19 protein-coding genes are annotated in these 19,804 nt (G+C 54.2%); 6 read left to right on the forward strand and 13 right to left on the reverse strand.

Annotation, left to right across the window (positions count from 1 at the left end; all coding sequences use genetic code 11):
* Positions 1-29: 29 nt before the first annotated feature.
* The 13 genes from AC6I8X_RS16625 to AC6I8X_RS16685 all read right to left on the reverse strand — a co-directional run bounded on the left by AC6I8X_RS16625 (position 30) and on the right by AC6I8X_RS16685 (position 11,675).
* Positions 30-722, reverse strand: a complete 693-nt coding sequence (locus AC6I8X_RS16625; RefSeq protein ID WP_313682062.1) for an amino acid ABC transporter permease — start codon at positions 720-722, stop codon at positions 30-32.
* A 19-nt stretch (positions 723-741) separates the two neighbouring features.
* Complete coding sequence (locus tag AC6I8X_RS16630) at positions 742-1,434, reverse strand: amino acid ABC transporter permease (protein ID WP_313682071.1); 693 nt, start codon at positions 1,432-1,434, stop codon at positions 742-744.
* 143 nt (positions 1,435-1,577) lie between these two features.
* The gene (locus AC6I8X_RS16635; protein ID WP_313682060.1) at positions 1,578-2,396 is read right to left on the reverse strand and encodes a transporter substrate-binding domain-containing protein; all 819 of its coding nucleotides are present in this window, start codon (positions 2,394-2,396) and stop codon (positions 1,578-1,580) included.
* A 20-nt stretch (positions 2,397-2,416) separates the two neighbouring features.
* Positions 2,417-3,154 carry an amino acid ABC transporter ATP-binding protein gene (locus AC6I8X_RS16640; protein WP_084876659.1) on the reverse strand — a complete coding sequence of 246 codons (738 nt, stop codon included), beginning with the start codon at positions 3,152-3,154 and terminating at the stop codon, positions 2,417-2,419.
* Between the two features lie 31 nt (positions 3,155-3,185).
* On the reverse strand, positions 3,186-3,752 hold the full coding sequence (locus tag AC6I8X_RS16645; RefSeq protein ID WP_299459746.1) for a peroxidase-related enzyme: 567 nt from the start codon (positions 3,750-3,752) through the stop codon (positions 3,186-3,188).
* Positions 3,749-4,231, reverse strand: a complete 483-nt coding sequence (locus tag AC6I8X_RS16650; protein ID WP_497840139.1) for a CMD domain-containing protein — start codon at positions 4,229-4,231, stop codon at positions 3,749-3,751. The genes AC6I8X_RS16645 and AC6I8X_RS16650 overlap by 4 nt, the downstream gene beginning before the upstream one ends.
* The gene (locus AC6I8X_RS16655) at positions 4,228-5,688 is read right to left on the reverse strand and encodes an NAD(P)-binding domain-containing protein (protein ID WP_497840140.1); all 1,461 of its coding nucleotides are present in this window, start codon (positions 5,686-5,688) and stop codon (positions 4,228-4,230) included. Before AC6I8X_RS16655 ends, AC6I8X_RS16650 begins: the two co-directional genes overlap by 4 nt.
* Before the next feature lie 232 nt (positions 5,689-5,920).
* A complete protein-coding gene (locus AC6I8X_RS16660) occupies positions 5,921-6,874 on the reverse strand; it encodes a LysR family transcriptional regulator (protein WP_497840141.1) in 954 nt (317 codons plus the stop codon).
* 81 nt (positions 6,875-6,955) lie between these two features.
* The gene (gene yfiB / locus AC6I8X_RS16665) at positions 6,956-7,429 is read right to left on the reverse strand and encodes an outer membrane lipoprotein YfiB (protein WP_299459735.1); all 474 of its coding nucleotides are present in this window, start codon (positions 7,427-7,429) and stop codon (positions 6,956-6,958) included.
* Entirely contained in the window at positions 7,426-8,640 is a 1,215-nt protein-coding gene (gene dgcN, locus AC6I8X_RS16670) for a diguanylate cyclase DgcN/YfiN (RefSeq protein ID WP_313682051.1), read from the reverse strand. The genes yfiB and dgcN overlap by 4 nt, the downstream gene beginning before the upstream one ends.
* 1 nt (position 8,641) lies before the next feature.
* Complete coding sequence (yfiR, locus tag AC6I8X_RS16675) at positions 8,642-9,208, reverse strand: regulatory sequestration protein YfiR (RefSeq protein ID WP_313682049.1); 567 nt, start codon at positions 9,206-9,208, stop codon at positions 8,642-8,644.
* 350 nt (positions 9,209-9,558) lie between these two features.
* Complete coding sequence (locus AC6I8X_RS16680) at positions 9,559-10,467, reverse strand: proline dehydrogenase family protein (RefSeq protein ID WP_497840142.1); 909 nt, start codon at positions 10,465-10,467, stop codon at positions 9,559-9,561.
* 299 nt (positions 10,468-10,766) lie between these two features.
* Entirely contained in the window at positions 10,767-11,675 is a 909-nt protein-coding gene (locus AC6I8X_RS16685) for a LysR family transcriptional regulator (protein ID WP_313682045.1), read from the reverse strand.
* 129 nt (positions 11,676-11,804) lie between these two features.
* Between AC6I8X_RS16685 and AC6I8X_RS16690 the strand changes: the two genes are divergently transcribed.
* The 6 genes from AC6I8X_RS16690 to AC6I8X_RS16715 all read left to right on the forward strand — a co-directional run bounded on the left by AC6I8X_RS16690 (position 11,805) and on the right by AC6I8X_RS16715 (position 19,770).
* Entirely contained in the window at positions 11,805-13,115 is a 1,311-nt protein-coding gene (locus AC6I8X_RS16690) for an MFS transporter (RefSeq protein WP_299459726.1), read from the forward strand.
* Positions 13,116-13,132: 17 nt separating this feature from the next.
* Positions 13,133-14,221 (forward strand): tartrate dehydrogenase, encoded by a 1,089-nt coding sequence (locus AC6I8X_RS16695; protein WP_313682043.1) that lies wholly within the window; start codon positions 13,133-13,135, stop codon positions 14,219-14,221.
* Positions 14,222-14,223: 2 nt separating this feature from the next.
* Entirely contained in the window at positions 14,224-15,483 is a 1,260-nt protein-coding gene (locus AC6I8X_RS16700) for a glycerate kinase type-2 family protein (RefSeq protein WP_497840143.1), read from the forward strand.
* Positions 15,484-15,981: 498 nt separating this feature from the next.
* Positions 15,982-16,710, forward strand: coding sequence for a gluconate 2-dehydrogenase subunit 3 family protein (locus AC6I8X_RS16705; protein ID WP_084876676.1), 729 nt, complete (start codon positions 15,982-15,984; stop codon positions 16,708-16,710).
* A 17-nt stretch (positions 16,711-16,727) separates the two neighbouring features.
* Positions 16,728-18,497: a GMC family oxidoreductase gene (locus tag AC6I8X_RS16710; RefSeq protein ID WP_497840144.1), complete on the forward strand. Its 1,770-nt coding sequence runs from the start codon at positions 16,728-16,730 to the stop codon at positions 18,495-18,497.
* A gap of 10 nt (positions 18,498-18,507) precedes the next feature.
* A complete protein-coding gene (locus AC6I8X_RS16715) occupies positions 18,508-19,770 on the forward strand; it encodes a c-type cytochrome (protein ID WP_497840145.1) in 1,263 nt (420 codons plus the stop codon).
* Positions 19,771-19,804 lie beyond the last annotated feature (34 nt).

The following is a 19,804-nucleotide window of genomic DNA, read 5'->3' on the forward strand; positions in this document are numbered from 1 at the left end:
GCGGCGCGATTCATCGCGCATTTGCAGTATCAGCTGCGTATCCGCAACTTCGCTTCGATGATATCGGCGATCTTAGTGACCACATAGGCAATCACCATGTAGAACACCACCGCAATCAGGAAGGCTTCCAGATAGTAGAAGTTCAGCGCGGCGGTGAGCTGTGCCTGAGCGAAGATATCCACCACTTCGATGGCAAAGGCCAGCGACAGCGCTTTCATGATCACCATAAAGGCGTTCGCCAGGTCCGGGATTGCCGCCACGATAATTTGCGGGAACATCACCCGACGGAAGAGCTGGCCGCCGGTATAACCCAGCGACTGCGCCGCATCCGACTGTCCGCTATCAAACGAGTTCAGAGCCCCTTTCCACACCTCAGCCTGGAACGCCGCCACGCAGGCACTCAGCGCCACGATGATGATCACCCAGTTCGGCAACGAGTGGGCATTCACTTCAACGCCACACAGCGTGGCAATGAAATGCAGCGCCGGTGGCAGGCCGTAATAAGCCAGGAAAATCACCACCACCATCGGCACACCTTTGAAGGCAATTTTGTACGCCAGCACCAGCTGACGCAGCACCGGCAGGCGCTTATGCTCCACAAAGGCGAACAAGCCGCCAATCAGCGTGGAACAGATAAACACGGTAATAGCCATCGCCAACGTAACCGGTACCGCATCCAGAATGCTCCAGAAGTCCGGCAGCAAAACCTCAATATCAAACATAATCGGTGTTCTCTCTCTGTCAGACGCTGGCGGTGAACTTCACCGAGCTGGCTGCCGTTTTCGAGTTGTATTTGGCATGACGTTGCTCGAAGAAACGGACGATCAGCCAGGCAACCAGGCAGAGCAGTGAATAAAGCACCGCCAGCACCAGATAAGTGCCGAACTGATACTGGTTGTAATCACGCTCCATGATCAGATGCGCGGTTGCCATCACATCGGCCGCGCCGATATACATCACCAGCGCCACGTTGTGGATCAGGTAGATGATGGCATTGCCGTAGCCAGGCAGCCCGATATGCAGCGCCTGCGGTCCGACGATGCGCCACATTTTCTGCCGGAAGCTGTAGCCCATGCTGTCAGCGGCATCATGCTGGCCGCGCTCCACGGCCAGAAACGCCGGACGCATCACTTCGGAGAGATAGCCGCCGTGGTACAGGCTCAGGCCCACCATCGACGCCACCGTAGCCGACATAAAATCGCCCACGCCGAACGACTCCAGCACCAACGGCAGGCCATAAAATGCCACAAAGAGTTGCAGCACCACCGGAACACTGCGCGCGTAGGAGACGTAGAGATCAGCCAGCTGGCTTACCACTGCGATACGACGCACACGGAAGGTTGTCGCGATCAGTGCCAGCACAAAGCCGACAATCATCGCGACCAACATAATGGCGAGCGTTAACGGCAAAGCCGACAGTAGCTCGGGAATCATGGTCGAAAGATTCACTGTGAAACACTCCTGAAAAAATATCTGCGTTACACGCATTGGTGTAGCGGCGCGATTTATCGCGCATCTTTTAAAAGATTGCGCGATAAATCGCGCCGCTACGGAAACGAAGGTTTCAGGTGAACCGGTTATTTCATGTACTTGACGATATCTTCGCCGAACCACTTCTGTGACAACTTATCGAGCGTGCCGTCCGCTTTCAGCTCTTTCAGCGCCTCGTTCACATCGTCATTCAGCTTTTTGTTCTCGTCAGAGCGGTGAATCAGGACGTAGGTGTTGTTAATGGCAACCGGCTCACTGGCTTTGATCGCCAACTTCTGGTTGTCGATAACGGTTTGCTCACCGAGGTTGGAAGGCAGAATCAGCGCATCATATTTGCCGTTCTGTACTTCTTTCAGGCGGTCCGGATAAGGCACACCGGCGCTGGAGGCTTTGATGTCTACCTTGTCACTCGGGTTTTCCTGCTGCCACTGCATAACAAACTTGTAGACGCCACCACCGGCGGTTACCGGAACGATATTCTTACCAACCAGATCCTTCATGCCGTTGATATTGCTGTCTTTACGGCTGTAGATCTTCATCAGGCTGGCACCGATCGGATTATCGGGGATCAGGAACTGTTTGCTACGCGCCGGAGCCTTGTAGTAGCCGCCTGTCGCCATATCATATTTGCCGGTTGCCAGACCGGTTTCCTGAGCGATATCCGCCGCACCTTCCATAACAAATTTGTACTGGGGCAGTTTCGCGTTGATGGCTTTCAGTACATCCGGCTCATAACCCTGCGGTTCAACGCCGATAGCGCCCCACGACAGCGGCTTGGATTCTGCTGCGGTGGCGATTTTGATGGTGCGCACCGATTCCGCATAGCTGGTGGCAGCACTGAGTAATGCGATGGTCACGATACCCGGCATTGCCAGGCGACGTAATGTTGTTTTGATTGCAGGCATGTCTTTGATTCCTGTAATTATTAGAGTACGTGTTCTGAATTGAGGAACTGTGCAAGGCGTGGCAGGCTCGGGTTATCGAAAATCTCTGTCGGGCTACCCTGCGCCGCGACAACACCCTGATCCATAAACACAATGCGGTTGGAGATACTTTTGGCAAACTGCATTTCATGCGTCACCAGCAGCGATGTAATGCCGGAAGACGTCACGTCTTTAATCACCTTCAACACTTCTCCCACCAGCTCAGGGTCGAGCGAGGAAGTGGGTTCATCGAACAACATCACATCCGGGCGCAGCGCCAGCGCACGCGCAATGCCGGTACGTTGCAGCTGACCACCGGAAAGCTGAGAGGGATAGTGATCCTGCTTACCACCGAGGCCGACCCGATCCAGCTCCTGCACAGCGATAGCGCGCGCTTCCTGCTTCGATTTACGCTGCACCGCGATCAGCGGGTCCATCACGTTTTCAATCACCGTCATATTTTTGAACACGTTGAACTGCTGGAAAACCATCGCGGTACGCAGACGGATGGCCTGAATCGCGGCTTTGTCCGGCGACTGATAATCCATCGCAATCTGGTCAAACGTGATGCTGCCTGACGTTGGTTTTGCCAGGTAGTTAATGCAGCGCAGCAGCGTGGTTTTACCGGTGCCGCTCGGGCCGATAATCGATACCACGTCACCACGCTTTACCGAGAGATCGACCCCTTTCAGGATCGGCGTGCTCCCGTAAGACAGCTTAATATCTTTGAGTTCAAGCATTTGTGTTCATGTCCTTGCGGGTGAAAGACGGTTATTTCTCAATGCTGGCGTGGCCGAGCACGTGCATCAAACGGTTGGCCCAGCCAAAGATGGCGATGGCGTGGATCAGGTCGATAATTTCGTGGTCGTCCATCCCCTGTTCACGCAGCGCAGCCACATCTTCCGCTGTTGCCTCTGATGGCGTGACCGATAAACGACGGGCAAAACGATAGATGGCCGCATCACGCGGGCCGAGGGTGTCAGCTTTGTCAAAGTAAAGCGCACTCACCAGCGCATCGCTTTTGGTTAGCTGCGCATGGCGACGGGCGTGCACCACGGCGCAATATTTGCAGCCGTTTACGATGGAAGCGCCTAACGCACCCAGTTCACGATCGGCCCGATCCAGCCCGCCATCGACATACATAATGGCGTTGAACAGCACGGTGCGCGCGGTGTAACTCTCCGGGTCGTGCGCCAGAGTGCGCACATAATCGGAGATCTTCTTATTTGATGGCGTCACCTTCATCGCGTCGAGCTGCTCCGGTGTGGCCTCAGCGACATCAACCGGGGTGATATAAGGATGCCAGTGCAACGGTTTGAGGCTGACTAACGGAATCATACGGACCTCATCAAACGTAAACCGGACACCACACGCGTCTGGAAATTAACGAAGGCGATCAGTTCAGACAACGCCACAATTTGCGGATTGTTCAACCCGGCCAGCTCCAGCAGACGGATATGGCTGGCCTCGGCGGCAAACGGGGTGTTGGTGACCAGGTCAGCGTGGCGGGCAATGGTCGCCAGCGGCTCGGCCAAATCCGTCTCACCGTTTGCCAGTGCCAGCAGCGCAGCGGAGGGAGACAGCTGTGCCAGCTGGGCGGCGTAGTCAGCCAGCAGATGCGCATCACCATTGAGCGCAGCCATGCGATGTGCCAGCGCCACACGCAGATCGGCAGCCAGTCCCTGATCCTGTTGTGGAGCCAATACCGACTGGCGGCATTGCTCGGCACCATCAACAAACTCCGGGCGAAAACGGCGGGCACGATACAGTTCATCCTCTGGTGTCAGCCCCGCGGACTGATCAATGGCGTCGATCACAACGCATTCTCCTGTTTGAGTAAGGGTGTGGAATCCACCCATTCATCGCCCTGCAATTCAGGGGTGTCAAAAGCCATCAGGCTGTCGAAGTGCTGCTCAACATCCTCGGCGAACAGTGAAGCCGCAATGCCACGCACCAGGCGGTCGGCACCGGCGCTGACCGCCGGAATATCGCCAGACACTTTGCCGTGCGTCAGCATCGCCGCATCGTTGAAACAATGGATATGCGCCAGCAGCGGACAGCTGCCCGGCTCGCGCTCACGGAACTCAAAGGCTGGCCCCAGATCCGGCGCTTCCAGCATGCTGGTGCGCGCGGCACCCATCTCTGCCTGGTAGCGCCCATCGGCCCAGCTGCGGATATACGGCGCGATGGCAGCAAACTCAGGGCGACCGTTAAAATCGTTGGTAAAACCGGTCGCCGCGATCAGATAGTCGTAATGCAACGCGCCCTGGGTGGTTTCAATCACCAGGCCATCGGCTTGCTGTTTCACGGCATTGATGCCGCAATCGAGGAAGAAACGCGCATTGGCATGACGTGAGACGCGTAGCGTGGAGGAACGTGGCGGCGGCGTTTGCGTCGAGGCGGTGTAATCAACAAATTTCCACTTCCACGCGTCCGGCAACTGATGCATCCCATGCACTACGCCCTGGCTGCCGATGCCGGTCATCTTGTTGATGCGCGGCATCTGCTGGCGGCGAATCAGCAGATCCACCGCGCCCGCACCGTTTTCCAGCGCCGTCGCGGCGTTGTCCATGGAGGAGGCTCCGGCACCAATTACCGCCACCCGCTTGCCCTGCAATGCGGAAAAATCGATGTCATCAGCCGAATGCGCCCAGAATTTGCGATCGATGCCCTGCAAAAAGTCCGGTACGGCAAAATCACCAAGGCCCGAGCGCCCGGTCGCCAGCACCAGACGGCGCGTATAAACGCGGCCGGTTTCGGCACCGGTGAGATCCAGCGCAATCAGGTCACCTTCAGCGGCGATGGCTGTCATGCGCACGTTGTTGCGCACCGGCAGATTCAGCACCTTGCGATACCAGATCAGGTAATCCATCCACTGATCTTTAGGGATTTTGTCCAGCGCCTGCCAGGCCTCAGCGCCCCACTGCGCGGTAAACCAGGCGCGGAAGGTCAGCTGCGGCAAGCCGAGTGAGGGGCCATGCAGGCTTTTGGGCGAGCGCAGTGTCTCCATGCGGGCAAAGGTAACCCACGGCCCTTCCAGCCCGGCCGGGGCGGCATCATACGCCACCACGTTAGTGATGCCGGTCAGCAGCAATTTTGCCGTCGCGGCCAGCCCGCACATCCCTCCACCAATCACGACGACATCGCGTACCGGCGCACCATGGTGAGTGCGCGCAGGCACCCAGGCTTTGGCCGGTAATTCGAGGAATTCGAGATCCTGCTGAAGCTGTGCTTCAAGCGCGGTAAGACCGCTGGGCTGTGCTGCTGTCGTCATGGTGTTGTTCCCTGCTGCGGGTATAAACCTGCAAACGCAGGTTTAGAAGGCGCAATCAATCATCCACAAAAAGCATAATTAATGATTAATAATCAAAAATACGCATAGTAAGAGCTAAGGTTTTGCATAATCCCTCTGGCCCCGAAAGGAGTCAAGCAGGATGCTCACTTCGTAACCAATGGATTTCTTATATCTAAAGCAGAAAATGTTCTAAGGAAGGATTTTTTTGGATTTAAGTCTCATTAATCAAGCGCATAATGCGCGGGTGCTCGCTGGCGGGTAAACGCTGAAAACCCGGCAGCAACGTCTGCGCAGCCTGTTCCAGCGCCTCCACCAATGCCTGCGCGGCGCTGGTAATCTGTCGTCCCTGCGGGGTGATCACGCCAAAGAAATAGGGGATCTCTTCTTCCAGCGTACGGATCACCACACCTTCCAACGGCATGCCCCAGGCCGTCACCGGTTCGAGGATCGCCACGCCTAAACCGGCGCGTACACAAGCCAGAATATTGGCCGAGGAATTGGTTTCGATGGTTTCATGTGGCGGCACTTTGAGTTTTTTCAACGCCTTATCATAGCGGCCCCGTAACCGTTGCGGACTCCAGGGGGCAATCAATCGACGCCCGGCGAGGCAGGCCAGCGTCAGCTGCGGCTGTGTGGCGAGGGGATCATCCTGCGGCAACGCCACCACACAACGCGACTGGCCGATCCAGTGCAGGTCAACCGCGTGATGCTCCAGCGGCAGGCTACTCAGACCGAGGTCCGCCTCAGCAGTGATCACCGCATGGGCCGTCTGTTCAGCGGATTCACTGATAATCTGTACTTTATTCTGCAAATTCAGGCTAGCGAGCGCCTGCGGCAGTAAGCCAGCAGCCAGCGCAGGCGTGGCGGCGATACTCAGCGGACGATGTTGCTGCTGCGCAATCTCCTGCGCGCGCAGACGGATTTGCTGCAATGACAGCAGCGCTTTTTGCACATACTGATGCAGCTGCAGTGCTTCTTCTGAGGGATGGATGCGGGGTCCGTTGCGAATAAACAGCGGATAGCCCAGTGTCTGCTCCAGTTCCTGAATCAGGCGTGACACGGCGGGCTGCGAGCGATTCAGCGCCTTTGCCGCTGCCGTGACGCTGCCAGCGGAAATCACTGCCGCAAAGGCTTCCAGCTGACGTAAATCCAGATCGTGTAACATGCGGACGTTCCCTAAGACATTGATCACCCGCGACAATCGCAGGGGCAAACATCACATCATAGAGAGAGTCGGCGCAATACGCTATGGCGCGGTAATCACCACTGCCACACGCCGGTTCTGTGCGCGCCCCTGAGCGCTGTTATTGCTGGTCACCGGATATTTCATTCCCAGCCCGCGCGTCTCGATATTACTGCGCGGTAACGATGCCCCTGTCGCCCACTGCGCCGCGACTGCGTTAGCGCGTTTCAGCGACAGCTGCTCGTTATAACTGGCAGTGCCGTAATTATCGGTATGACCATCAATGCGCAGATGTTCAATGCCGGTAACAGCAAGGTTGGTCGCCATACGGTTGATGGTGGTTTTACTTTCCGGGGTCAGTTCTGATTCGTTAATCCCGAAAAGAATTTTGTCCGACATCCCCAGTCCCCAGCCTTCCGCATTCGGGCTGAATCCTTCTTTACGCATGGCGGCAATTTGCTCGTCGGTGAAGGTCCTTTTTGACTGACACCCGGCACAAGCGACGATGCATAGGAGTAGCAATGCTTTAAGTTTCATCCTGATACCTTTGTAATGCCCTTATGTTTGTACATATTCATATCTGCACGCTCAAGAATTGAGGTGACAGAATCACCGTGCTGCGACCAGGCATAACCAATGGTCACCGAGGTGGAGATATTAACGCCAGCAGAGATGGCAATCTTTTGCGCGATGGTGCTTTCAATCTCGCTGGTCAGCTGTTGCAGCGCATCTTCCGTGGTGTGGCTGGTGATCAGCATGGCGAACTCATCGCCCCCCAGCCTTGCCACCATATCGTTTTTCGTCACCAGGCCAGACAACCTGGCCGCTATGCTTTGCAGCACTTCATCGCCAGCCGCATGTCCCCAGGTATCGTTGATGCTTTTAAAACGGTCGCCATCGAGAAACAGCAGCACAAAACGCTCGTGCGCCAGCTGTTGATCGAGTAACTGGTTAAGTCGGTTGATAAAGGCCGCACGGTTCGCCAGCCCGGTCAGCGGATCTTTAAGCGCTTTGGCCGCGAGGGATTTATTGTCCCGCAGCAGCGACGCTTTTAAGGTCTGCATTTCCGCCAGCAGCGAATTCAAATCCTCGGAGAACACCTGAAATTCTTTGGTGGAGCTACCGGAGATACGCGGCGAAAAATCACCAGAGCGAATCACATTGTGGATGGTGCTGGTGATATTTCTGAAGGAGGCAAGAATGCCACGGTGCAATAACTCGCTGACCAGAAACGAGATAATAAACACGAAAATCATGCTACAGGATAAAATAATGATCGAGTATTCAATGAAATCAGCCACATTGGTCACGGTACCCGACAGGGTCAGCGTTCCCACTTTGGCATCTTCGTGGGTGACGTTAACCGTCAGCGGTTTGGCATAAATCCAGTGGCGCAGCAGATGCTGAAAATGGCTTTCGCTTTCCACATTATCCTGCCAGTCAACTAACACCGTCTGTTCGGAAGTCTCCAGTTTTGCCGCCGAGAACATACCCTGCTCGGCCAGTAACATAACTTTTTTCTTCGCATCGTAGCTGTCTTCAAATACGGTAGCCGCCGTCAGGCTGGTACTGAGCGTATTGGCAATCAGTTCCAGATTTCTTTTTTCATAGCTTTTAATAAACAGCATGGAAGTGGAAAAAAGCAATAACCAGCACAGCAGCAAAATAACCGCCGCATTGATGGTACTGATTTTACGTAACTGATTCCGTATAGATGATTTTTCGGTTTTTATTTTTTCGAATTTCATCTTACTGGCTTCCTTTGCGGGACAGTAATAACACATCCGGACTGACTCTCACGCCGCTTCTTGTCAGCGAGTCAAGATTTACAGAAAACACCGTCTTATCCTGATGAAAAATGAGGCAAAAGGATGCACCGATGGTACATTCCGGGTTGTTTTCAGCGATGGAAAGCATCGGGCGGCTGCTGGCTTTTTCCAGCAGCGCCACTTGCTGCTGTGGCGATTGAGCGCCAAAGTAGACCGCATCACACGGCTGCTCAGCCAGGGCCTCTTCGCTGGCAAGCCACACCACGCTAAACCCCTGCTCACGCCCCTGCGGCAAAGAGAGATGACTCACCGACGGCAGCACGCAAAGCTGCGGTGGATGTTTTAAACCCGGCCATTGGGTAAAACTGATAATGCCACTGACAATACGATTTGCGGCATCGTCTGATGCCTCTGCCGCGCGTAAAGGAGAAGAAACCAGCAAGAGCAGCAACGAGAAGGTGATAAGCCAAATCCTTGCTGCGGAGGTTGCCAGTAAACAGGCGTACTTTCCGTTCAGGGTGCAGGGGTTTTCTTGTGATATTGACATACATCCATCCCTGAAAGTTAAGGTGAAATTTTACCATCATCATATAAACATGAGTAGTTTATTAAAATTTACCCATGTGAAACATCGCCGAAGCCCGACATATTGTACCGGGTATTATGCGGAACGCATGGTAATTATTGGTACTGACGCCAGACACTTACTTTATAATTAATCGGATCTAAAAAAAGTATTAACTTATTATTTTTAATGATTATTTTTTAAAATAACAGATCCACTATAAAATAAAAAAACACCCCACATATGAATTCGCTTCATTTAATCAGATTTTTCTGTTCTGACGTCGATAAATAGCCAGCCCCCCCGATGAGAGGTGACTGGCGTTTAACCCGTTAGCGCTTCAGCAATGCACGCAGGATATAGCCCGCAATACGCGGATTCTCCTGCAAACGACGCGTGCTGTAGCCATACCAGTCCGCACCATAAGGAACGTACACCCGCACGGCAAACCCAAGCGCACGCACTTTGTCACGTAAAGGTTCACACACCCCCAGCAACATCTGAAATTCAAACGCGTCAGCGGCAACATGATGCTGCCTTGCCAGAGCGACCACAGCTTCAATCAGTTCTTCATCATGCGTTGCAACGCTGACAAAAACACCTGCAACGAAGCAGCACTTAACATGTGCAAGGAAATGGGAATTAATCGCTGCACGGTCGTCACTGGCTCCAGGCACCAGATACTGCGGATCTTCCTGATAAATGCCTTTGCAAATGCGCAAACGGCTGCGGGTAACCATTAACAAATCCACATCGGCATAGCTGCGTTGCAAATAGGCCTGAATGGCGATTCCCAGATCGGCGTAGCGCTGCTGCAAACGGCGAAAGAGATCCAGCTCTTTCTGCGTGCATTGCAGATCTTCCATATCCAGCGTGGCGGTTTTTGCCACCTGCCTGGCCTGGGCCAGGATCTGCTGGATGCGTATTTCGCACTGCGCCTCATCATTTAACAGCCCCAATGCAGAGGGTTTTATGGATAATTCCGCATCAAGATTATGGGCAGCAATGGCGGCAATGGCCGTAGCATAAGCGGCGCTCATGGCATCAGCTTCAGCCTCAGAAGTGGCGGATTCACCCAGCACATCAAGTGTCACGCCATAACCGGCCCGGTTGAGGTTGTGAATGACCTGCAGCGCCTCTTCAAGGGTGGAACCTGCCAGATAACGCGTGGACAGACGCTTAACAATAACGCGTGGAATAAAAGGCAGACTACGGGCGACTAAAACATCAATAAAATGCATTTTCTGGTTCTCTGACTAGAGGTTACTGGTCCAGCGCAATACGCGCAGAACGTTGGCAAAAGCGTATCGCCTCGTGCTGATGCACAAGGTCACGCAAGCGTTGAGCAACAAGCGCGTAGTACGCGCGTGGCTCAAAGGGAGGTGATGGTCAGAGGAGGCCAGGCAGCAGCATTCACAATGCGATGTTTCCGGTCAGGTGATGTAAAAATATGATGTCGCAGATTGCGTATTTTTAACAGGGCTGTCAAGGAAGCGATGACCTTTAATTGAGTAAGGAAATCGTTAGTATCGCCCCGTCGTTATAACTTACCCGTCAATTCCTGCTTATTATCATTCAGTAATTTCAGCATATCTTTTAAGTAATCATCTTCATTGCCTTTTTGCCAGGCAATACTTAAAGGCAAACCTTTAATATTTTCATTCAGGGCCAGATTAATATAAATCACATTTTCGCTGTTCATATTCCGATAAGAGGAAGGCACCACCGCCAAACCTAACCCTGCGGCCACCAGACTTAAAATGGTCTGTTTTTCTTCAGCAAATTGAGCGATATGCGGGGTCAACCCTGCCAGCCTGAACATACTCATGGTCAGGTCATGACTATGCGGACGCGTGCGCCTTTCGGGAATAATCATCGCTTCGTGTTTAAAATCGTCTAATGATACTTTTTCTCTTCCCGCCAAAGGGTGATTTGCCGGCACCGCCAGCACACAACTTTCACGCGTAATAAAGCGTACCGCCAGTGCGGCGTCCATAATTTGTGGCGCACGAAAGAAAATCATATCTAACCAGCCTGATTTTAATTTAGGCAACAGGTTAATGGTTTTATCTTCAATAATATGAATATCGGTATTGGGATGCAGCGGAACAAATAAATTCAGTAATGCCGGAACCAGCCCCCGCGCCGCACTATCGATGGCACCAATTCTGAGCGTGCGACGTTGATCTTTTAATCCGCCTTTAAATCGCAGTGCCAGCGCATCAAACTGATCAATAATTTTGTTAGCTTCATCAAAAAAAATGGCACCCTCAGCGGTAAATGAAACATTACGCGTGGATCGATTTAACAGACGAACACCCAGCTCCTCTTCAAGTAAGCGAATAAAGCGAGAAAGTGACGCAGGCATCATTTCCATTCTTTGGGCAGCCCGCCCGAAATGTAACTCTTTGCCCACAGCAACAAAACAACGCAATTGATTTATATCCACATTTTCCTCGCCAAAACATTATTCAAATACTTTATATAATCGTCTATTGATGATCTGCTAATCCAAACCTGCATACTGAACTCGATTACAAAAAAATAACACCCCCTACACAAACTGGAGCACTTTAATATGAACAATCACCTCGAGAAAAGGGTGATGCGTAAAGTGACGTTGCGCATTGTCCCTTTCATCATGCTGCTCTACTTCATCGCATTTCTTGATCGTGTCAACATTGGTTTTGCTGCATTAACCATGAATCAGGATTTAGGTTTTTCGCCAACGGTATTTGGTTTGGGGGCCGGAATCTTTTTTCTCGGCTATTTTCTGTGTGAAGTACCCTCCAATCTGATCCTGCATAAAGTCGGCGCACGCATTTGGATCGCCCGCGTGATGATCAGCTGGGGCCTGGTCTCCGGTTGTATGGCTTTTGTCCAGGGCACCACCAGCTTCTACACCCTGCGTTTCCTGCTTGGTGTGGCAGAAGCAGGTTTCTTTCCCGGCATCATTCTGTATCTCAGCTACTGGTTTCCGGCAGCAAAACGCGCCCAGGTGACGGCCATCTTTATGGCGGCGGCCCCGCTCTCCACCGCGCTGGGTTCGCCGATTTCCGCCGCGCTGCTGGAGATGCACGGCTTCCTTGGCTACGCCGGCTGGCAATGGATGTTTGTACTGGAAGCCATTCCGGCCGTGGTGTTCGGCGTGGTAGTGCTGTTTTACCTCACCGACCGCCCGGCAAAAGCCAAATGGCTGACTGACGAAGAACGCGACTGGTTGCAAAACACCATGCTGGCAGAGGAGCAGGCGCGCGCTGCAAAACAGAGCCACAGCAGCGCCTGGCGTGGGCTGGCGGATAAGCGGGTTCTGGCACTGGCGCTGGTTTACTTCGGCACCTCGGCAGGTCTGTATACCCTGGGGATCTGGTCGCCGCAAATCATCCATAGCTTTGGTGCCTCGTCGCTGGAGATCGGTTTCCTCAATGCCTTCCCGGCGGTGATCGGCGTTATCGGCATGATTCTGTGGGCGCGTCATTCCGATCGCACCAACGAACGCAGCTGGCATGTGATTGCGGCCTGTCTGCTGGCCGCTGCCGGACTGATTTATGCCGGTAACGTCAGCACCTTGCTGGCGGTGATCGTCGCCCTGACGCTGGTCACCGTCGGGATCAGCGCCTCCAAACCTCCGTTGTGGAGTATGCCAACGCTGTTCCTCAGCGGGCCAGCCGCCGCCGCCGGTATCGCCACCATTAACTCCATCGGCAACCTCGGTGGTTTTGTCGGCCCAATGATGATTGGTGTGATTCGCCAGCAAACCGGCAGTTATACCTGGGGTCTCTATTTTGTCGCGAGCCTGCTGACGCTCTCGGCCCTGATTGTCCTGATTCTGTCGATGCGGGCAAACAAACCGCAGACAGCTGAACTTCCTCATCCTCATACACATTGATTTAACTGGAGAATATTATGCGTAACTATGCAATCGCCGCGATTCCTGCCGACGGTATCGGTCCGGAAGTCATTTCTGCCGGGGTGGAAGTCCTGCACGCTCTGGAACGTCAGAACCCGCAACTGAAATTCGCTATCGAGACCTTTGACTGGGGTTCGGATTACTACAAAAAACATGGCGTGATGATGCCGGAAGACGGTCTGCAAACGCTGAAAAAATTCGATGCCATCTATTTTGGTGCGGTCGGTGCGCCAGATGTGCCGGATCACATCACCCTGTGGGGCCTGCGTCTGCCGATTTGCCAGGGTTTTGACCAGTACGCCAACGTGCGTCCCACCAAAATTCTGCCGGGCATCACCCCGCCGCTGCGCAACTGTGGCCCTGGCGATCTGGATTGGGTCATCGTGCGTGAAAACTCTGAAGGCGAATATTCCGGTAACGGTGGCCGTGCGCACCGTGGTCTGCCGGAGGAAGTCGGTACCGAGGTGGCGATATTCACCCGCGTCGGCGTGACACGCATCATGCGTTATGCCTTCAAACTGGCGCAGTCACGTCCGCGTAAACTGCTGACCGTGGTGACCAAATCCAATGCACAGCGTCACGGTATGGTGATGTGGGATGAAATCGCTGCTGAAGTGGCGCTCGAATTCCCGGATGTGCAGTGGGATAAAATGCTGGTTGATGCGATGACCCACCGCATGACGCTGCATCCGCAGAGCCTTGATACCATTGTCGCCACCAACCTGCACGCGGATATTCTGTCCGATCTGGCTGGCGCGCTGGCCGGTAGCCTGGGAGTGGCCCCCACCGCCAACATCGATCCGGAACGTCGCTTCCCGTCCATGTTCGAACCGATTCACGGTTCAGCATTCGACATTACCGGCAAAGGTATCGCCAACCCGGTCGCCAGTTTCTGGACCGCCGTACAGATGCTGGAGCATCTTGGTGAACCTGAGGCAGCAGCGCTGGTGATGGAAGGCATTGAGTACGCCTGTGCACAAGGCGTGCTGACGCCGGACGTCGGCGGTACGGCCAAAACCGTGGATGTCACCAGGGCGGTCGTGGAATTCATCACCTCTAAAGCCCCTGTTGCCGAGACCGCGTAAAGATGAGAAATGAACAGGCCGCAGCTATTTTGCAGGACATCTTCCAGCAAGCCGTTGACAGCGCCCGCCCAGGGCCTGTCATTCCTCCGGCGCTGCCGGAAAAGCCCCGTGGGCGTTGTGTTGTTATTGGTGCAGGGAAAGCGTCTGCGGCGATGGCAGCAGCGGTTGATGCGGCCTGGCCGGATGTTGATGTCAGCGGTGTGGTGGTGACGCGCTATGGTCACGCCGTACCGGCCGGGCGGATTCGTATCCTTGAAGCCGCCCACCCGGTTTCCGATGCCATGAGCGAAACCGCCGCGATGCTGATCGTCGAATCGCTACGTGGATTGACGCAGGACGACCTGGTGCTGGCATTGATTTCCGGCGGCGGTTCGGCGCTGATGGCGCTACCCGCTCCCGGCCTGACGCTGGCCGACAAACAGGCGATCACCCGCGCCCTGCTGCACAGCGGTGCCAATATCAAAGAGATGAATCTGGTGCGTCGTCATCTCTCGGCAGTGAAAGGCGGCAAGTTGGCCGCGCTGGCACAGCCCGCCCGCGTCGTCTCGCTGATTATCAGTGATGTGCCGGGTGATAATCCCACCGATGTGGCGTCAGGCCCAACGGTGGCGGATAACAGCACCCCAGGCGAGGCATTGAAGGTACTGGAGCGCTACGGCATTCCTGTTGCCGAGCCGGTGCGTTATGTACTGAGTTTGCCCGCCAGCCCACCTCCGCCTTCTGTTAACAGTGAAACCCGGCTGGTTGCCACCCCGACGCTGGCGCTGGAGGCGGCGGCTCAGGCGGTGCGACGACATGGTTTCACGCCGCTGATCCTCGGTGACGCTATCGAAGGGGAAAGCCGCCAGGCGGCTATCGTGATGGCGGGTATCGCTAAATCGGTGAAACAATACGGCCATCCGGTGAGCGGGCCTGCGGTGCTGCTGTCCGGCGGCGAAACCACCGTGACTGTCGCCAATGGCAAAGCCGGGAAAGGGGGGCGTAATACCGAGTTCCTGCTCAGCCTGGCCTGTGCCTTACAGGGAGAAGCGGGCATCTGGGCGATTGCCGGTGACAGCGACGGCATTGACGGCACCGAAGATGCCGCGGGTGCGATGATTTATCCCGATACGCTGGCACGCGGCAAGCTCAATGGGCTGTCCGCCGCACGCTATCTGGATGAACATGACAGCTATAGCTTTTTCCATTCCCTCGGCGATCTGGTCATCACCGGCCCCACCCTGACCAATGTGAACGATATTCGCGCTATTCTGATTAAATAACAGACTAAAAACGCGCAATAAATTGCGCCGCTACGACCTGGTGCGATATTGGAATGACAGCGAGAATTCCCGCACACACCGTAGCGGCGCGATTTATCGCGCTTCTTTTGCAACAACGCCGGGATAAAAACGCGCAATAAATTACGCCGCTACATCACGCCACACCTGTATAAATTTCCCGCACTTGTTAAAAATATCAATGCCATTAATGATCATATTTCCAGCAAAAATATGTCCAAAACCCGACAAGATATAAGAAAATGTAACAACGAAAAATAATAAAGAGGGTAACCATTTGAATGAAAAGAATTTTCAACATTCGTGATTATTTAAATAATTTATATAAACCACAGGTAATTATTATCCCGCACAGTTGCGCTTAGACTGCGCCGTTACAAAACAATAACATTAACCGCGAGGTTAATTGTCTAATTGTTTAAATAAAGACACCAGGCAAGATCGATATCTTCAACATTATAATGAGAAGCTGGCAGTAAAATGGCAAATGAATCATGTGGTATTGGCAGGCGGCCTTTTATCATAGGCTCCTTAATTGGTATTGCATCATTAGGCGTTAAAGGTGGCGTCAGCAGCGTTTTTGCCGCAGTCCCCACCGCCGCAGAAGAACTGAATAACTACCAACCGGTATTTTTCAACGCGGAAGAATGGAAATTCATTCTGGCCGCCTGCGATCGCCTGATCCCGTCCGACAAAGAAGGCCCGGGAGCACTGGACACCCATGTTCCGGTGTTTCTCGATAAACAAATGCTGACGCCGTACGCCAAAGGCGAAGAATGGTATATGGATGGCCCCTTTGACAGCCATGCCAGCCTGCTGTTTGGCTATCAGATGCCCTTCCCGTTACAGGTGCTGTATCGCAAAGGCATTGCCCTCACCAATCACTATACCCGTATTAAATACAATCAAAGTTTCAGCGAACTTCCTGGAAGAATAAAAGACGCGGTATTAACCGATCTGCAAAAAAATAACGTGGATTTTTCCCAGTTTGGCGAAGCGGACCTGAATGCCGGTTATTTCTTCACCCGACTGCTGGAAAATACCAAAGAAGGTTACCTTGCCGATCCGCAATATGGCGGAAATAAAAATATGGCGGCGTGGAAAATGATTAATTTCCCCGGAGCACGCGCCAGTTTCCCGCAATGGATAAAAATACATAACGTCAAATATCCCCTTGGCCCCGTCTCACTGAGTGGCGAGCAGGCCTGATTCTTCCTGGAAAGCAAATGAAAAAGACCAATGACGCCGTCGATGTCATCATCGTCGGCCTGGGCTGGGCCGGTTCAATTATGGGTATTGAACTGGCGCAGGCCGGATTGAAAGTGCGCGCGCTGGAGCGTGGTGAAGATCGTCTCAACAGCGATTATGCCTATCCGAAACCGGCCGATGAGCTGGCTTTCACCAAACGCCATAAGATTATGCAAAGCCCCCACGATGCGGCGTTCACCATTCGCCATAATGCCTCCGAGACCGCGCTGCCGATGCGCGAGCTGGGTGCGTTTCGTCTGGGTGATGGTGTCGGCGGTGCCGGGCTGCACTGGACCGGGATGATCACCCGTCCGACGCCTGTCGATCTGAAACTGAAAACCTGGGCCGACGAACATTTCAAACGCGGCGAGCTGGATGAAGAACTGCGCCTGCAGGATTTCCCGGTCAGCTGGGAAGAGATTGAACCGCATATGGATTTTTTCGATAAAGTCTGTGGTTCTTCGGGCGAAACCGGCAACCTGCGCGGTGTGATTCAAGCCGCTGGCGACCCGTTTGAAGGGGCCCGTTCTAACCCCTTCCCTAACCCACCGCTGGCAGACAGCCTCAACAGCAGCATGTTCCGCAAAGCCGCACAGGAGATGGGTTATCACCCCTACTCGATGCCGTCAGCGGCAGTGTCGGTGCCCTATACCAACCCCTATGGTCAGCAAATCGCCCCTTGTAACTATTGCGGCTTTTGCCAGTTTTATTCGTGCCTGAATTACTCCAAAGCCTCGCCACAGACAGCGATCCTCGATCGTCTGAAGCAGATGGCAAACTTCGACTATAAAACCCGCGCCAACGTGATTCGCGTCGAGAAACATGCCGACGGTAAAACCGCTACCGGTGTGACCTATATCGATGAAAACGGTGACGAAATTTTCCAGCCTGCCAGCATCGTTATCCTCTCGACCTTTGGTCTGAATAACGTGCGCCTGCTGCTGAATTCGTCTATCGGCAAACCCTACAACCCGATCACCGAAGAAGGGGTGATTGGCCGTAACTACACCCACCAGTACGGCGGTGGCTTTACGTTGTTCTTCGATAACCTCGAGTTCAACCCGTTTGCCACTGCGGGACCGACCGGCACGGTGATCAGTAACTTCGGGACCGGTAATATTGATACCGCCGCGCTCGGTTTTATCGGCGGTGCCAAAATCTACAGCTCGCAGCCCACCGGTACGCCGATGGCGGCAGCGGTGAAAAAAGGCGCGCCTTCCTGGGGAAGCGGCTGGAAAAAAGGGTTGAAAGAGAGCTACGGCCATTCGATGGGCGTAAAGCTCGAAGGCAGCAATATGGCGACCCGTAGCAACTACCTCGACCTCGATCCAGTGTATAAAGATCGCTTCGGCATGCCGCTGCTGCGCGTCACCTATGACTACGTGCAGAACGATCTGCGCATGCTGCAATTTATGAAGGAGAAGATGGAGGCGATCACCAAACATCTGAATCCGACGCAGTATTCCCACAACATTCTGAAGATGGACAGCCACTTCGCCAGCTCGCCCAACTACGTCAATACCCACAATGCGGGCGGCGCGATTATGGGTGAAAATCCGCGCACCTCGGCGCTCAATCGCTATCTGCAAAGTTGGGATGTGCACAACGTGTTTGTGATGGGAGCCAATGCCTTTCCGCAAAACTTCTATGCCAACCCCTCGGCGATGGTGGCAGGCCTGGCTTACTGGTCAGCCAAAGCCATTCGCGAGCAATATCTTAGCAACCCCGGCCCGCTGGTTCAGGCATAAGGAGATAACCATGAAATCGACACTTCGTTATCTGCTTATCGCTGGCTTGATGGGCATCGCCCAGCAAAATGCCCAGGCAGCCGATAGCGCGGATGCCTCGCTGATCGCCAAAGGGGAGTACCTGGCGCGTGCCGGTGACTGCACCGCCTGCCATTCCATTGCGGGCGGCAAAGAATTTGGCGGCGGGCTGGCGATCGCCAGTCCTATGGGGGTGATCTACTCCACCAATATTTCCCCCGATCCTGATGCTGGCATTGGCCGTTACAGCGAACAGGAATTTGCTGATGCGGTGCGTAAAGGCGTTCGCCGCGATGGCAAACACCTTTACCCGGCGATGCCCTACCCGGACTATCGCGGAATCACCGATGCCGATATCCACGCGCTGTATGTTTACTTTATGCAGGGGGTAAAACCGGTGGCAGAAAAAGCGCCGGAAACCGCACTCAGCTTCCCGTTTAACCAGCGCTGGGGCATGTGGTTCTGGAACCTTGCCTTTACCGACGATAAGTCATTCGAGCCGCGTCATTCGGTACCAGACGATATCAATCGCGGTAAATACCTGGTGGAAACCCTCGGTCACTGCGGCAGTTGCCATACCCCGCGCGGTATCGGTATGCAGGAAAAAGCGCTCAATGAATCCAGCAGCCATTATCTTGCTGGTGGCGAGCTGAATGGCTGGCCGGTTCCTTCCCTGCGCGGTATGCCCACCTGGACAGTGCAGAATATTACCGATTACCTGGCAACCGGTCGCAATGATTTTGCTTCGGTTGGCGGTGAGATGACAGGGGTGGTTGAACACAGTATGCAGCACATGACTGACAGTGACCTGAACGCCATCGCGGTGTATCTGAAGTCACTGCCTGCGGATACCCCAGTCAAAAATCGCCGGGAAAATGCCGATGCTGCCACCAGGCAGACTGCAGATCTGCTCACCCAGGGACATAACCTTGGTGCCGGTCAGATGTTATATATGAACAACTGCGAAGCCTGCCACTGGACTGACGGCAACGGCGCGAAGGGGATCTTCCCCCGGCTGAATGGTGGCGATGTGGTGATTGCGGATAACCCCACCGGGCTTATTAATATCATCCTGCAAGGTGCGCAAACCCCTTCCACGCCGAAAGCCCCATCGATCATGGCGATGCCCGGTTTTGCTGCGCGTCTGACCGATGAGCAGGTCGCACAGCTTGCCACCTTCGTGCGCAGTGGCTGGAGCAACGATGCGCCAGCGGTGACGGCCAAAGAGGTGCAGAAGGTACGTGAAGGCAAATAACGCCTGACTGCAGCGACCACCCCGGCTGAGGTGG

The organism is Pantoea sp. X-Soil-TKNS-1280, assembly GCF_059730475.1.

Bases quoted from the DNA above. Each gene is read 5' to 3' on its own strand.
- AC6I8X_RS16625 (WP_313682062.1), bottom strand. From the start codon at position 722: ATGTTTGATATTGAGGTTTTGCTGCCGGACTTCTGGAGCATTCTGGAT.
- AC6I8X_RS16630 (WP_313682071.1), bottom strand. From the start codon at position 1,434: ATGATTCCCGAGCTACTGTCGGCTTTGCCGTTAACGCTCGCCATTATG.
- AC6I8X_RS16635 (WP_313682060.1), bottom strand. From the start codon at position 2,396: ATGCCTGCAATCAAAACAACATTACGTCGCCTGGCAATGCCGGGTATC.
- AC6I8X_RS16640 (WP_084876659.1), bottom strand. From the start codon at position 3,154: ATGCTTGAACTCAAAGATATTAAGCTGTCTTACGGGAGCACGCCGATC.
- AC6I8X_RS16645 (WP_299459746.1), bottom strand. From the start codon at position 3,752: ATGATTCCGTTAGTCAGCCTCAAACCGTTGCACTGGCATCCTTATATC.
- AC6I8X_RS16655 (WP_497840140.1), bottom strand. From the start codon at position 5,688: ATGACGACAGCAGCACAGCCCAGCGGTCTTACCGCGCTTGAAGCACAG.
- AC6I8X_RS16660 (WP_497840141.1), bottom strand. From the start codon at position 6,874: ATGTTACACGATCTGGATTTACGTCAGCTGGAAGCCTTTGCGGCAGTG.
- yfiB (WP_299459735.1), bottom strand. From the start codon at position 7,429: ATGAAACTTAAAGCATTGCTACTCCTATGCATCGTCGCTTGTGCCGGG.
- dgcN (WP_313682051.1), bottom strand. From the start codon at position 8,640: ATGAAATTCGAAAAAATAAAAACCGAAAAATCATCTATACGGAATCAG.
- yfiR (WP_313682049.1), bottom strand. From the start codon at position 9,208: ATGTCAATATCACAAGAAAACCCCTGCACCCTGAACGGAAAGTACGCC.
- AC6I8X_RS16680 (WP_497840142.1), bottom strand. From the start codon at position 10,467: ATGCATTTTATTGATGTTTTAGTCGCCCGTAGTCTGCCTTTTATTCCA.
- AC6I8X_RS16690 (WP_299459726.1), top strand. From the start codon at position 11,805: ATGAACAATCACCTCGAGAAAAGGGTGATGCGTAAAGTGACGTTGCGC.
- AC6I8X_RS16695 (WP_313682043.1), top strand. From the start codon at position 13,133: ATGCGTAACTATGCAATCGCCGCGATTCCTGCCGACGGTATCGGTCCG.
- AC6I8X_RS16700 (WP_497840143.1), top strand. From the start codon at position 14,224: ATGAGAAATGAACAGGCCGCAGCTATTTTGCAGGACATCTTCCAGCAA.
- AC6I8X_RS16705 (WP_084876676.1), top strand. From the start codon at position 15,982: ATGGCAAATGAATCATGTGGTATTGGCAGGCGGCCTTTTATCATAGGC.
- AC6I8X_RS16710 (WP_497840144.1), top strand. From the start codon at position 16,728: ATGAAAAAGACCAATGACGCCGTCGATGTCATCATCGTCGGCCTGGGC.
- AC6I8X_RS16715 (WP_497840145.1), top strand. From the start codon at position 18,508: ATGAAATCGACACTTCGTTATCTGCTTATCGCTGGCTTGATGGGCATC.